We start from the raw sequence: 14,094 nt of genomic DNA on the forward strand, positions 1-14,094 counted from the left end.
CTGCTAATAACCATAATCAAAGGAAATTCCTTGCGTGCTACGGCCCACAGGGAATTTCCTTTTTTGTTTATAGCCCGGAATTATGTATTATGGTATTCAGAAACCTAAATATAGTTCAAGGAGCAGTTTTAGACGCTGCAAAGCCTTTCCTACCTGTATGCGGCACATCAAATTACTCACTACTGATTCCCTTACACTCGAGTATAATGCGGTAGAAGATTACATTGCAGCTACCTGGCATGGGGCCTTTACCAGCGAGGTCATCAAGCAGGGATATGAGCAGATTCTGTTTTTCCTGCAGAAAGAACGCTGCCACAAACTACTTGACAACCACTACGACGTGCAGGGGCTGTGGGTAGAACTGACTGATTGGCTAGCCTTTGACTGGCACCCACGAGCCGGGCAGGCTGGTTTGCGATACCATGCCGCTGTTTATTCGCAAGATTACTTCAGTCGTCTCTCCACTGACAGAGCCATCCAGATGGTGCGGGATGGTATTGCGAATGGATTTGAAACGACCGAAAATGCGGAGGGCTGGCTCAACTCACTCTAATTTATTTCAGCACATACTTGACTCACTCTAATTTATTTCAGCACATACTTGCTTAGCACTTTGTAAGCCTCATTCACATTGTCGCCTTTGCGGAATTCCTGCTTGATAGTGGGCGATGCTTCACCTGTCAGCCAGATCTTCAGCTCGGCATCGAAGTCGAGCATGCCGGCGCTCTCTTTTGAGAACATCTTGATGCTGGCATAAGGCACACTTTGGTATTCAATTTTAGAACCCGTTATACCTTGCTTATTCACTACGATCAGCCGCTTGTTCGTGAACACCAGCATGTCACGGATCAGGCGGAAAGCCTTTTCAATTTGCTCATCATCGAGCAGGATGGGCTGAAATTCTTTTGTGAGTTTTTCAACAGGCACTGCCGAGGCATGACCCATTAATCCGTTCAATAATCCCATATCGTTTGATTTTTAGCTAAGTATACGGACTTTATACCTTTAGTTTGTCTACTAAAGCCCTCGCATTGAAAGCTTTTGGAGCGAGGGCAGTGGGTGCCTAAATTCTGATTCCGTCCGCCTATACCTGTTTTCTATCGTATCAGCTATATATCGAAAATAAAAAACACGTACTTTGTGGCGCAACATAGGTGAACGTGTTTTGTTATACCCTCCAGGTATAGCTATACAGCGTAAAGCCACAAAACAGAGCAGATGGAAGTAACTGATATGAAAATCACCAAAGTAGACTATGCCGCTACTGGCGCTTTCTCCCAGACGATAGCCGATTACCTGTCACAAAGCGAAAAGCTAAAGACGTTCTATCACCGCTTTCCGACGCTGGAGGCTTTTGGCGAACAGATCAAGGAGAAGCAGTTTTCGGAAGCCCAGCGCCACACCTTGCATCAGGCGCTGCAGGAGCAGTATGGTTCTTTATCAGATATCCACCCAGCTGTACAGCAAAACCTGGAGCTGTTGCAGCAGCCCAATACCTATACCGTGACCACAGGGCACCAGCTCAACATCTTCACGGGGCCACTCTACTTCGTGTATAAGATCGTAACGGCTATCAACACTTGTCGCCAGTTGCAGGCAGCTTACCCGGATTACAACTTTGTGCCGGTATACTGGATGGCCACCGAAGACCATGACTTCGCGGAGATCAACCACTTCAACCTATTTGGCAAGCGCTATACCTGGGAGTCGGAGCAGAAAGGTGCCGTGGGTCGATTTGCAACAACCGGACTTGACAAGGTGCTGGAAGAATTGCCGGAGGCTTTCCCGATTTTTGAGGACGCTTACCGCAACAGTAAGACACTGGCCGACGCAACCCTTGCCATCACCCATGCGCTGTTTGGCGAGTATGGTTTGGTGAGCATCGACGGCGACCACAAAGAGCTGAAGAAGGCGCTTATACCTGTAGTAGAGAAAGAGCTGACCGAGCAGCTGTCGAACAAGCTGGTAGAGGAGACGAACGCACAGTTGGAGCAGCTAGGCTACAAACCGCAGGTGTTTTCACGTGAGATCAACCTGTTTTACCTGCAGGACGGCATGCGCGAGCGCATCGTGCAGGAAGGCGACAGGTATAAGGTACTTAATACCGAGATTAGCTTTTCCCAAGAAGAAATCCTGCAGGAGGCACAGCAACACCCGGAACGTTTTAGCCCGAATGTGATACTTCGTCCGCTCTTCGAAGAGATGGTGCTGCCGAACCTGGCCTACATTGGCGGTGGAGCAGAGGTGGCATACTGGTTCCAGCTTTGTAAAGTGTTTGAAGCACACCAGGTAACCTTCCCGATCATCATGCTGCGAAACTCGGCTCTGTACATCAGCAAGCCGAACGCCAACCGCATGCATAAACTGGGGCTTGATCCGCTCGACTTGTTCCAGGATTATCAGGAGCTGAAGAAGAAGCTCTCGTCGCAGCTGCACGAAGAGGAGATTAACCTGGAAACGCAGCGTGAGGCTGTAGCCAAAGCGTTTAAACAAGTAGAAGCGCTGGCCGAGGGGATTGATCCGACCTTAGTAAGAGCAGTAGCGGCTGAACAGCAGAAAGCGCACAATTCATTGCAAATGCTCGAGAAGAAGCTGTCCAAAGCGCGTGACAGCAAGCACGAGCAAACCTTCAAACAACTTGAAAACCTGAAGGACAAACTCTTCCCGAACGGCAGCTTGCAGGAACGCCAAGACAACCTGCTCTCATACCAGACCAACCACCCGAACTTTATACCTGCACTGGTAGAGGCTTTTGACCCGCTGGAATTTAAATTCACAATACTGGAGGAAGAATAATGCACAAAGCCGAGCTGCGCAAAACCATGCTACAACGTCGCCGTGCCCTGTCCGTCGACGAGGTTGCTGTGCGGAGCCAGCGTATAGCTGACTTGTTTTTCCAGCACTTTCCTCTTCAGGCAGGGCAGATCGTACACGTATTCTTGCCGATTATCAAAAACAATGAGGTAAACACCTGGCCCATTATTGAGCGGTTGCGGCTGGAGTGTCCTGAGGTGCGCGTAGTTGTGCCCGTAACGGATGCCGAACAGCATACGCTTTCACACCATCAGCTAACGGAAGAGTCGGTGCTGGTAGAAAATGCCTGGGGTATACCTGAGCCGCAGGATGCCGAGATTGTCCACGCCCATGAAGTAGATTTAGTGCTGATCCCTTTGCTGGCTTTCGATAAGCAAGGCCATCGCGTAGGGTATGGCAAGGGCTTCTACGACCGTTTCCTGGCTGACTGCCGACCAGATGTTGTGAAGGTAGGGCTGTCGCTGGAGCCGCCTGTAGAGCGTATAGCCGACCCAAATGTATATGATGTACCACTCGACTTTGCCATAACACCCGACGGGGTGTGGCCGGAAACATTAGCGTTGCATAGTTAGTTTGCAGTGCTACCTAAGCTTGGTTGGTGTCAACTGAGATCAGGACGTTACATAAGCCTCAAACAAAAAGCCCCGCTGCATCACTGCAGCGGGGCTTTTTGTTTGAGGCTCTTAAGAGCCTTATTTCTTTTTGCCATTTACCACTTGGCGAAGCTGAGCTACAGGGCCGAATTCAGCCTGCTCAATTGTCTTGCCACCCAGGTAAATCTTGCGCAGCTGCACTTCAACAGGTGCCATGGTGCGGGTCATGTCTGAGCTCACCACTTTTGTGTAAAAATCACGGGCTTCTACTACTGCGCCGCGTTCAAACTGGTGTCTGGATTCGTTCTTGTTCACTGGCAGGCCAGGTATAACCTGGTAAGTCGTACAAACTACTTCGTACTTCGCCTGGAAAGGCTTCACCACTTTCTGTAATAATTTCTTCATTTTGCTTCCTGTTGATTTGCTTTCATTGCTCTAAGACAATGCAAAATAAGACTTAATTCCAGAAATAAAACAATTTTTGAAGTATAACAATTAAAAAAAATGGTGAGCGGTTTATGCAAGTGCTTGAATTATACTTTATTGAGATAAAACTTTGTTGTAATTCCTTAATAAGGAGACACTTGTGATAAATCAAAGTTTAAGTAAATGAGATTCTATACCTGTGCAGGCATTTAAATTTTACATTTAGGGTAGCTTGTAACTCCTTGATATGCTATTTGTTAGATTGCTCTAGCTTGTCAGGCGTTACTTCTGTTTTATTAAGCAAGCGCTCTATATCCGGTGTTATCTTCTCGGGTTTGGTGATAGGAGCATAGCGTTTCACCGGGTTTCCGTTGGCATCAATCAGAAATTTAGTGAAGTTCCATTTCACACGGCTGCCCAGCAGTCCTCCAAGCTCTGACTTCAGGTACTGGAATACCGGATGGGTATTACGACCGTTCACGTCCACTTTCTCCATCATGGGGAAGCTCACGCCATAGTTCACCAGACAACCCTGTTCAATCTCTTCTTTTCCTCCCGGCTCCTGATTGCCGAACTGGTTGCAGGGGAAGCCCACCACCACCAGGCCATCGTCCTTATACTTCCTATAAAGCTCCTCCAGACCTTCGTATTGGGGCGTAAAACCGCAGTTACTGGCAGTGTTCACCACCAGCACGACTTTGCCTTTGAAGTTCTCCATATTGACTTCTTTGCCCTGCAAAGAGGTCGCTGACAGGTTATAGAAGGGGCTATTTTGATTTGACATGCTCATCATTATTCGTTTTAAGTATTTGCTATACCTCAACCGAAAATAAGCGAAAAGGTTTTACTCCACCGGTTTGATGCCGCGTGTCATTTCACGCTTGCCCAGAGGGCCTGGGAGTGCCTCTACTTCGTAACCAGCTGCTTTCAGGCTTCGCTTAAAGGAGCCCTTTGCGCAGTAAGTAACCAACACACCACCGGGGCGGGTAGCCTGGAATAACTTATCAAACATCTTGTCAGACCAGAGTTCAGGCTGCTTCTCGGGAGCGAAGGCGTCGAAATAGATCAGGTCGTAATAAGCACGCGGTGGCACAAACTCTTCCAGCGTTTCGTGGATTTTCTGCAGCGTAAAGTAAGGGATTACGTCAACCGGCTCATTCCAGGGAGCTTTGTGAAGTTCCAGAAATGCATCGTGCAGCTCAGGATTCAGAATCACTTTGTCAAACTGCAGTTGCTCTACCACCTTCATTTCCAGCGGAAACTTCTCCAGTGTGTCGTATTGTATGAAAGCCTTCTGAGCCAGCGCGATGGGGTAAGTGAGGATGGCGTTGAGGCCGGTGCCAAAACCTACCTCCAGAATCTTGATGTCTTTGCGGAGATTGAGCACATGCTCCAGGCCGTGCTTAATGAAGACATGCTGCGACTCCTGCAAAGCGCCATGCACCGAGTGGTAGTGCTCGTTCAGTTCGGGCACGTACAAGGTGTTGGAGCCGTCTTTGGTCTGCCTGATTTCGAGATGCATGATTATTTGTTTACTTTACAAATGTAAGCAATGGCGAATGATTAATGAATAATTAATAGTGAGGAATGAATAATCATTAATGAGTAATGGATAATGAAGAGTGAATAATAATGAATGAATAATGAGTAATGGATAATGATGAATGAATAGAGAAGTTTAAACTACATCTCTTAAACTCTCAAACTTCCCAACTCTTAAACTCAAATAACTTTTTACCTTTTTAACTTTTTACCTTTTTAACTCAAAACATGCCCCGCATCAAAGTAGCTATACCTGAACATGTGTCCTTCGAGGCAACTATACCTGTGCGCATTACTGATCTCAACTATGGCGCTCATCTGGGCAACGATGCCCTGCTCTCTATCCTGCATGAGGCACGCCTGCAATTGCTCAGGCACTTCGGCTATACTGAGCTCGATATGGGTGGTGCCAGCCTGATCATGGCCGATGTTGCCATCGAGTACAAGGGCGAGGGCTTCTATGGTGATGTGCTGACGCTGCGGCTGTCCTTTGACGATGTGCACAAGTATGGCTTCGACATCACCTACCACGTGCTCAACCAAAACGGCAAGGAAGTGGCCCGCGCCAAGACCGGCATGCTCTGCTTTAACTACCAAGAACGAAAATTAATGGCACTGCCTGATGAAGTAAAAGCCCGGATTGAAACTAAAGCCTAAGTATTTTTGTAATTTTGTGGTATGAATTTGATTGCAGATATACCCGTTTTAAATAAGAAAGACATCCGTAAGCTGTCGCTCGACGACTTAAAGGCATGGCTGGTGGAGCAGGGCGAGAAAGCGTTCCGTGCCAAGCAGGTCTATGAGTGGATCTGGAAGCACTCTGCCCAGTCCTTCGAGGAGATGAACAACGTGAGCCTGGCCCTGCGCGAAAAGCTGGACCAGCACTTCGCCATTAACGCGGTGCAGGTAGCCACCAAGCAGCTCAGCAACGACGGTACCATCAAATCTGCTTTCAAACTGCATGACAGTAACATCGTGGAGGGTGTGCTTATACCGCACGAAGAGCGCAAAACCGCCTGTGTGAGTAGCCAGGTAGGGTGCTCGCTTACATGCAAGTTCTGCGCCACCGGCTACATGGACCGTGTGCGTAACCTCGATGCCGCCGAGATATACGATCAGGTAGTGCGCATCAATGAGCAGAGCATGCAACAGTATGGTCAGCCGCTTACCAACATCGTGTACATGGGTATGGGCGAGCCGATGCTCAACTATGCCAATGTGATGAAGAGCATTGAACGTATCACAGCGCACGACGGCCTGGGTATGGCTGCACGCCGCATCACGGTGAGCACGGCAGGTATAGCCAAGATGATCAAGAAAATGGCGGATGATGGTGTGAAAGCTAATCTGGCCCTGTCGCTGCACGCCGCCAACGACGAGAAGCGCAACCAAATCATGCCGATCAACGAGACCAATTCACTGGAGGCACTGACCGATGCTCTGAAGCACTTCCATGAAGTGACAGGCCGCAAGGTGACGTACGAGTACATCGTGTTCCAGAACTTCAACGACACCCTACAGGATGCCGAAGAACTGTATCGTTTCTCCAAAGTGATACCTTGCAAGATCAACCTGATCGAGTATAACCCGATTGAGAACGCCGACTACAAAAATACGGATGAAGAGCGCTGGCAGAACTTCATCTACTACCTCGCCGACCGTGGGGTGCAGGTGAACGTGCGCCGCAGCCGTGGCAAAGACATCGATGCTGCCTGCGGCCAGCTCGCCGTAAAAGAGAAACAGCCTGCTGCTTAAGTTTAGGCTAATGATAAAGCAAAATGCCCCTGCTATACCTGTAGCAGGGGCATTTTGCTTTACTTGGGTTTATGTCAGCTGGCTTTGTTGAACCTGCCTTCCGGCCTTGGTCTGCCGCTGGATATGTCGTGCGGGTTATTGGTGATCTCCTGCTCTCTGAACAGCACCGCATGCTCCTTGGGCCTTATCTCCTGGCCAAACTCAGCGGCATACTGCTGGGTGAACTCCGCCCCGAACAGCACGATCAGCGACGAGTAGTAGATCCATACTAAAATTACGATAATGGAGCCGGCAGCCCCATAGGCTGAGCCCGGGTCGCTGGTGCTGATGAACCAGCTGATCAGGAATTTGCCAATAGTGAACAGCAGTGCCGTGATCAAAGCGCCTACCCACACATCTTTCCATTTGATAAAGGCATCGGGCAGGTACTTGAAAATAAGTGAAAACAGGGCCGTTATAATGGCAACCGACAGAATAAAGTCCATGGCCTTGATGAGGAAATACAGCACATCAGGCGAGATAAATTGCAGGTAGCTGTCGAAGATCTCGCGGAGATAGTCGCTGAGGATGGAAATCACTGCACTAAGCAATAGCGACACTAGCATCAGCAGGGCGATGCTTAGCACGATGCCAAACGAGAACAGGCGCACCTTCAGCATCTTCACGATGCCGTTTGTCGGCTTCGGTTTCACGTTCCATACCCTATTCAGCGACTCCTGCAACGTAGCAAAAAACGTAGTGGATGCGAAGATCAGCGTGCCTATACCTATCCAGAACGCTATACCGCCTCCTTCGCTCAAAGCCGCATTCTGTACGATGGTCTCAATGGAATCAGCTGCACTGGGACCTATCGCCCCTGAAATCTGGCTGGAAAGTTCACCTGAAACGGCCTTCTCGCCAAGGAAGTACCCGGCGGCCTGTATGATGATGACCAGCAGGGGAGGGATTGAGAAAATGGCATTGAAGGCCAGTGCCGCAGCCAACATAAGAGAACCGTTGTCCAGAAACCCACTAAAGGTATTCTTTGCAAGAGGGAATATAATGCCTGTTAAAGATTTTGTCATATCGCGTGTCTGTATCAGAATAGCTTTTTGATACGACAGCGGGAAATGTTAGGTTGGAAATGCTAAAGCTTATCAATGGTGGCGGTAAGGCTGCCTCTGGCATTGACAACAGCTTGTATACCTGAAGGGCTCAGGTAAATATTCTCAAGCGCCAATTCGCTGACGGCCCCACGCAGCAATACCGATTCGTGCAATCGACCTGACTGGTTCAGTGTCTGCTGCAACATGTTGCGCACATCAGTTAGTTGACTTTGCACTGGTATGTTCACCTGACTTTGAATCATCTCCTTGAACTTGTTCTTGGCCAGCCAATTAGCCGTGTTCAATAGCATGTCTCTGGTGTCGAGGTCATAATCCACGTCACGCAGCCTGATAGAGGCAGTTTGGGCATCATAGTAAGGTGTGCCGCGCAGGTATAGCTTGCCGACTAGTTTCTTAGTAAAGAGGCCTGCCTTGGTTTTGCCGTCCACGTCCAGCATCAGCACAAGCTGCTCGCCACTTGGGGTGATGGCGGCGTCCTTAACAGTCAGCTGGCTTTTGCCCTCGTCGAAGGTATAGGTTTGGTTAGCCACTTGCTGCTGCATCAGGCTGCTGGCATGGGCATAAGGCACGGTAGCAGTCAGACCGATCTGGATGTCGTCGCTCATGCGGCTGTCGATGATCAGGCGAGGCAGGTTCTTGTTTACCTTTGTTTGCGGCTTGCCGTCAGTGCTCACCTGTATAAAAGAGCTGATGCCGATGCGGGTATGCAAACTGCCGTTATGAGCGTATAGAGGAGCCATACGCACCTCCTGTGGATTCACGGTGAGCCAGGCATTGAGGTTGTCGTCCAGCTTCACAGGTTGCTGCAGCTGCACCCAGGTGTCGGCCACGTACTGGCGCAGGTTCAGGCGACTCTGTATTTCTTTGTCCAGCTGGCGGGCGATGGTGTTCATCTGCTGCTTCATGGCGGGCTCTATAAAGCGGGCCAAGCCGATCTTAAGCGGACCCAGGTTGATGTAAGGCTTGGTGTCGCCCCACTCAAAATTGCCGCTCGTGATGGTATTTACTTTGTAGTCATCGGTGAGGCCAAAGCGACTCTCGGTGCGCACGACCATGTCGAAAGAAGTGGCTTCAGTCTTGCTGAATGAGGGACAGGCTTTGCAGGGTTCCCACTGCCAGCGGCCCTTGGCGTATACCTGCAATGGCACACTGAAGTAGAGCTTGTCCTTATCGGCCCGGATGGTCATGCGGCCCTTTTTGAGCACGGTGACCATCAGGTTGTCATCGTCCAGGTTGTCGTCTTTGTAAAGGGCACCCTGTATTTCCTCGTTGATCTTGTCTTCAATAGCAGCCAACGGAATGGAAACAGGTATACTGACAGAGGAGAGCTTCGGCTTATAAACAGGCGCATTTGACACGGTAGCTGCTGGGGCAGTAGTGTTCAGGCGAGCAGTACTGGAGCATGCCTGAAACGCAAGCAGGCTGCTGAGTACAAACAAAATAAAAACAAGCTGTAGGGTAGTGAGTCGGAACACGCGGTATAGCCTTCTAAATTATGGCGCAAGTTAAGGGCATTTGTCCATTGTCCGTGCTCTACCCGATGTGTTATTATCTGGTTTCCTGACTAGCTGGTTGTAAAAGCCGGGACAGCATAGCGCGAATGCCTTCTTCGGTGTCAACAATGCCGCACTCCTGAATTGTTCCTTTTAGGTAAGAAGCGAAAAATGGCGTGCCCGTGAGCTTCACTTCCTGACTGGACACTGGATTCTCGCTGGCACTCATGCGCGCAAACGTGATGTTATGGTATTGTGGTTCAGTAGAGAATTTGCGAAAAGAAGGGGAAAGCTCTTTGCATACCGGGCAGGCCGGGTCAGTGAATTTTACGATTACTCTTTCTTTCTCAAATATCAGCTGCCTTAGCTTATCGTCATTTATATCAGTTACAGTCATGGTCTAGTGTTTTGGGTCGTCGCATACCTGCCAGGTCCTGCGACTGTGCTTCTGTAACTTATAGACGTTTTGTGCAAAATATAGGTTAACTGCTGAATAAGAAAACAGCCGCCAACAAGATGCTGGCGGCTGATTGTATAAGTGTAGCTAATCTTTAATCTTTATTAAAATACAAAACCTACCCGGAGACCTCCACTGGCAAAAGGAGAGAAGTGAATGGAGTGGTAACCTTCTATTTCCTGCGAAGAGTTAGGTAAATCTCTTTTGAAGGTAGTTTCAATGTCATTGTATTTATTGTAGCGCACCCCTGCACCAACTTCGAACCCCATGTAAAACCGTGGCGCAAAATAATAATCGACACCTGCCAGGCCGTTTAAGCCAATGTTGAAATTGGCTCTATCCGCTGAACTGTTATAGGCTGTCGATCCCTTTACAGATAAATGATCCGTTTCATACTTCGATGTTCTGAAACCAATTGGTAACTCGACTCCGATATAAGGTGAAAGCCTGTTAGTACCACCAAAGTGCCTTTCTATACCTGGTGCCAGGCTAATTCCGAAAGTAGAATTATAGGTTTCAGCGTCCATTTTGCTATAGGTATAGTCTATACTGGTGCCTAGACGCAGGGCCTTATGTTCGGCAGTAAACTTACGGACACGCAGCTGACCACCGTTCAGGAATGTGCCATATTCCAAATTGACACTCACTTCAATGGTAATGTCGCCGGCAGTAGGTTTGTAAGTTTTGTTTTTAGGCTGGGCCATCTCTGCAGTCTGCGCCTGCGCTGTGAAGGCTGCGGCCAGGCAGCAGGAAAGGGCTAGTAGTTTTAGTTTCATATAGATGGTTTGGATAAGTATATATAGACAAAATCAAATATTATGCCGTTTTGAATAGTTTAAGGTATAAGTATGAATTAAAATTGTTTTTCTGAGAGCTGGTGCTGTTTAAGTGTCAGATAAATAGCGTGTTATTGGCTAAATAAAAAAGCGGGTGATGCTTTCGCACCACCCGCTTTCGCTTGTATACTATAAGATTGAAGGACTAAAGTATACCGTTATAGTAGCTTCAGTTCTGCAAATGTCAATGTCCCAATACTTATACCTAAGCCAGTGTCTGCTCTTCTTTCATCTTCTTCAGATTGAGCAGCATATCCTCCGTCATGGCATCAAGGTCATAGGCAGGCTTCCAACCCCAATCCTGCTGAGCGGCACTGTCGTCAATGCTCTGTGGCCACGAGTCGGCGATTTGCTGACGGTAGTCGGGCTTGTAAGTGATCTTGAAGTCAGGGATAAACTTCTGGATAGATTCGGTGATCTCTTTCGGAGAGAAGCTCATGGCGCTCAGGTTGTAAGAGTCGCGGATCTTTACTTGCTCAGCCGGTGCGTGCATCAGGTCCAACGTGGACTTAAGCGCGTCTGGCATGTACATCATCGGCAGGTAAGTATTCTCGCTCAGGAAGCACTCGTATGTTTCGCCCTCCAAGGCTTTGTGGTAGATATCCACAGCATAGTCAGTAGTGCCGCCGCCTGGCAGGGCCTTGTAGCCGATCAGGCCAGGGTAACGAAGACTGCGCACGTCTAGTCCGTATTTCTGGAAATAGTATTCACACCAGCGCTCGCCTGCTTGCTTGCTTACGCCATACACCGTGTTCGGGTCCATGATGGTGTGCTGCGGTGTGTTCTGGCGCGGCGTGTTCGGGCCGAATACGGCTATAGAGCTTGGCCAGTATACCTTCTGCACCTTGTGCTCCAGCGACAGGTCCAGCACATTGAACAGGCCTTCCATGTTCAGCTTCCAGGCAAACTTTGGGTTCTTTTCTCCCGTGGCAGACAGCACCGCTGCCAAGTGGTAGATCTGCTTGAATTTATATTTGGAGGCCAGTTCGGCCAGTACGTTTGTGTCCAGTACATCCACCTTCTCAAATGGGCCTGAGTCGCGGAGGTCAGCCTGCTTAGGAGCCGCGATATCGGCTGCCACTACATTAGAACCGCCATACATGTTGCGGAGCTCCAGGGTGAGTTCAGAGCCAAGTTGTCCGCAGGCGCCAATCACCAATACCGTGTCACTTGTGTTTGCCATAGTCAGAATAAATTAGTTGCACAAAGTAACCGATTTCAGGCCAATCCTGAAAATATAAGCGCAAGAATCCCAAGGGGCCTGAAATAGAAAACGCCTGCCAAAGGCAAGCGCTTCATGCTCACTAAATTAATCTTAACCTAATACTTTCACCACGAACCAAAGGTATAGCGGCTAATCGGGTACTGAAATAGCTGCCGACAGATTTAATGATTAAGTAATGCAATGGTAAAATAGAAATAATGCCAGCCTGTTTCAGGAGTGCGATTTTCTTATATTTGTTGAGCAAAAGGCCTCTGCAGTGAGTGTGGCAGGCCTATAAAGCGAATATTAAACACGATTCAGGCCTGTTTCCGTACCTTTGCAGGTATAGCACACGGTCAGCGCACTATGACGTTTGAAGAGTACCTCATAAAAAAGCGAATAAACAAGCAAGCCTTTGCGGCAGAAGACCCGGCCCGGTTCCAGGCTTGGGAGAGCATGTATGCGCAAATGCACCCCAACAGCTTTTATGTGGCCGTGAAAATGGTGCTCAACAACGTACGACTGCGCTACCACTTGCGGGAGGAAGACGTGCCCAAGCCAGCTCCCACAGCTGCTCCGCGGCCAGCTGCCCGACGAGCCGCTGCTCCTGCTCCGAAGCCTGAAGCCGAAAGCCCAGCAGCTATACCTGATGTTCCACAGGAAACAATTGAGGAAAAGCCAGTTATGCCTGCTGCAGCGCCTAAGCCAAGGCCTGTGGTGCGCCGACCTGCCGCTTTGCAAACACCAACAACCGAAGACCAGTCAGCTTCCGAAAAGCCAGCTGAAGAAACAATGCCTACAGCTCCGAAGGCCAGGCCAGTTATTAAGCGTCCGGTTATACCTAAGCCAGCTGCCGAAGCGTCTACCGACAATCCTGCAGATGTGCCTGCACCGCAGGAGCCAGCCGTGCCACGAGCCAGACCAGTGATTAAGCGTCCGGCAGCTCTTTCAAAACCAGAAGAACAGACTGGCAGCGAAGAGCAGAATGCCACAGCTATACCTGAGCCGACCGCTACTTCAGAGGCATCAGCTGAACCTGCTAAGCCAGCCCGACCAAGGCCGGTGATCAAACGACCTGTCGCTCTGCAGAAGCCTTCACAAGGTGAGGAGCAAGCTACTCCGGAAAAGCCCGCCGAAGGTATAGCACCGGCAAGCGAAGCAGCCGCAGAAGCCCCAAAGCCAGCACGGCCAAGACCGGTCATCAAAAGGCCGGCAGCCTTGCAAAAACCTGCGGAGCAACAGCAGTCTAATGCAGGTAAAGAAGACCAGCCAACTGCTGCACAAGCAGCGTCAACAGGTATAGAAAACCCGGCTCAATCAGCCTCCGCCGATACACCAAAGCCATCAAGGCCACGGCCTGTTATTAAGCGTCCAGCTGCTTTGAGCAAAGCAGTAGCTCCGGAAGCGAAACTAGAAGAGGCTAAAAGTGCCGAGAGTAGCGTTGCTATACCTGACGCTGGTGCAGATGTATCTTCAGAGGTTAAATCACCAGAACAGGCACCTGTAGCAGGAACGCCGGCTACACCAGATAAAGGAGCTGAACAGCCAGAGGATAAGTCAGCTGAGAACACATCGGGAGTTGAGCCTGATGCTGCACCGCCAGCTAAGCCGCCTCGTCCGCGTCCGATCATCAAAAGACCAACACCGCCAGCAGTTGCACCGGGCACGGAGCTGAAAACAGAAGAACAGCAGGAGGGAGGAGGTTCAACGGCAAAGGAAAAACCGGAGGCAACGACAACAGAGGAGCAGCCTATACCCGAACCTCAGCCGGAAAAGTCAAAGCCACCACGCCCACGGCCAGTTATCCGCCGTCCACCGCCTAAAACAGAAGAATAATTGGAGTCAGGTCTATACCTGAACAAACAGCA

The 14,094-nt window shown here is 49.5% G+C and carries 15 protein-coding genes; 6 read left to right on the forward strand and 9 right to left on the reverse strand.

The genetic code is table 11. From position 1 onward, the window contains the following. Window positions 1-157: 157 nt before the first annotated feature. A complete protein-coding gene (locus Q1A54_RS00810; RefSeq protein WP_299984312.1) occupies window positions 158-553 on the forward strand; it encodes a hypothetical protein in 396 nt (131 codons plus the stop codon). 32 nt (window positions 554-585) lie between these two features. On the opposite strand, the gene Q1A54_RS00815 is transcribed toward Q1A54_RS00810, so the two are convergent. Further along, the gene (locus Q1A54_RS00815) at window positions 586-966 is read right to left on the reverse strand and encodes a PH domain-containing protein (RefSeq protein WP_299984314.1); all 381 of its coding nucleotides are present in this window, start codon (window positions 964-966) and stop codon (window positions 586-588) included. Between the two features lie 252 nt (window positions 967-1,218). Here Q1A54_RS00815 and bshC point away from each other — a divergent pair, with 252 nt between their 5' ends. Together bshC and Q1A54_RS00825 are read left to right on the forward strand one after the other, a co-directional pair. Next, on the forward strand, window positions 1,219-2,796 hold the full coding sequence (gene bshC / locus Q1A54_RS00820; protein WP_299984316.1) for a bacillithiol biosynthesis cysteine-adding enzyme BshC: 1,578 nt from the start codon (window positions 1,219-1,221) through the stop codon (window positions 2,794-2,796). After that, complete coding sequence (locus tag Q1A54_RS00825; protein WP_299984318.1) at window positions 2,796-3,386, forward strand: 5-formyltetrahydrofolate cyclo-ligase; 591 nt, start codon at window positions 2,796-2,798, stop codon at window positions 3,384-3,386. Before bshC ends, Q1A54_RS00825 begins: the two co-directional genes overlap by 1 nt. A gap of 120 nt (window positions 3,387-3,506) precedes the next feature. On the opposite strand, the gene Q1A54_RS00830 is transcribed toward Q1A54_RS00825, so the two are convergent. The 3 genes from Q1A54_RS00830 to mnmD form a co-directional block, all read right to left on the reverse strand. After that, entirely contained in the window at window positions 3,507-3,812 is a 306-nt protein-coding gene (locus tag Q1A54_RS00830) for a hypothetical protein (protein ID WP_007652269.1), read from the reverse strand. 271 nt (window positions 3,813-4,083) lie between these two features. Next, the gene (locus Q1A54_RS00835) at window positions 4,084-4,623 is read right to left on the reverse strand and encodes a glutathione peroxidase (RefSeq protein ID WP_299985436.1); all 540 of its coding nucleotides are present in this window, start codon (window positions 4,621-4,623) and stop codon (window positions 4,084-4,086) included. A 54-nt stretch (window positions 4,624-4,677) separates the two neighbouring features. Beyond that, window positions 4,678-5,355, reverse strand: a complete 678-nt coding sequence (mnmD, locus tag Q1A54_RS00840; protein WP_299984320.1) for a tRNA (5-methylaminomethyl-2-thiouridine)(34)-methyltransferase MnmD — start codon at window positions 5,353-5,355, stop codon at window positions 4,678-4,680. 248 nt (window positions 5,356-5,603) lie between these two features. On the opposite strand from mnmD, the gene Q1A54_RS00845 reads away from it, so the two are divergent. Both Q1A54_RS00845 and rlmN read left to right on the forward strand, forming a co-directional pair. Further along, entirely contained in the window at window positions 5,604-6,032 is a 429-nt protein-coding gene (locus tag Q1A54_RS00845) for a thioesterase family protein (protein ID WP_299984322.1), read from the forward strand. 21 nt (window positions 6,033-6,053) lie between these two features. Then, the gene (gene rlmN, locus Q1A54_RS00850; protein WP_196119059.1) at window positions 6,054-7,130 is read left to right on the forward strand and encodes a 23S rRNA (adenine(2503)-C(2))-methyltransferase RlmN; all 1,077 of its coding nucleotides are present in this window, start codon (window positions 6,054-6,056) and stop codon (window positions 7,128-7,130) included. 74 nt (window positions 7,131-7,204) lie between these two features. Here rlmN and Q1A54_RS00855 read toward each other — a convergent pair whose 3' ends face one another. From Q1A54_RS00855 to Q1A54_RS00875, 5 genes are all read right to left on the reverse strand, one after another. Beyond that, window positions 7,205-8,194 carry a YihY/virulence factor BrkB family protein gene (locus tag Q1A54_RS00855; protein WP_299984325.1) on the reverse strand — a complete coding sequence of 330 codons (990 nt, stop codon included), beginning with the start codon at window positions 8,192-8,194 and terminating at the stop codon, window positions 7,205-7,207. A gap of 62 nt (window positions 8,195-8,256) precedes the next feature. Next, on the reverse strand, window positions 8,257-9,675 hold the full coding sequence (locus Q1A54_RS00860; RefSeq protein WP_299984327.1) for a DUF4403 family protein: 1,419 nt from the start codon (window positions 9,673-9,675) through the stop codon (window positions 8,257-8,259). Between the two features lie 109 nt (window positions 9,676-9,784). Further along, a complete protein-coding gene (locus Q1A54_RS00865; protein ID WP_299984329.1) occupies window positions 9,785-10,126 on the reverse strand; it encodes a thioredoxin domain-containing protein in 342 nt (113 codons plus the stop codon). 164 nt (window positions 10,127-10,290) lie between these two features. Beyond that, entirely contained in the window at window positions 10,291-10,962 is a 672-nt protein-coding gene (locus tag Q1A54_RS00870; RefSeq protein WP_299984331.1) for a BT1926 family outer membrane beta-barrel protein, read from the reverse strand. Window positions 10,963-11,227: 265 nt separating this feature from the next. Continuing rightward, entirely contained in the window at window positions 11,228-12,205 is a 978-nt protein-coding gene (locus Q1A54_RS00875; RefSeq protein ID WP_299984333.1) for an NAD-dependent epimerase/dehydratase family protein, read from the reverse strand. A gap of 387 nt (window positions 12,206-12,592) precedes the next feature. Here Q1A54_RS00875 and Q1A54_RS00880 point away from each other — a divergent pair, with 387 nt between their 5' ends. Next, the gene (locus tag Q1A54_RS00880) at window positions 12,593-14,062 is read left to right on the forward strand and encodes a hypothetical protein (protein WP_299984335.1); all 1,470 of its coding nucleotides are present in this window, start codon (window positions 12,593-12,595) and stop codon (window positions 14,060-14,062) included. The last annotated feature ends 32 nt before the right edge of the window (window positions 14,063-14,094 follow it).

This window comes from uncultured Pontibacter sp., from assembly GCF_947502515.1.
Classification (GTDB): Bacteria; Bacteroidota; Bacteroidia; order Cytophagales; family Hymenobacteraceae; genus Pontibacter.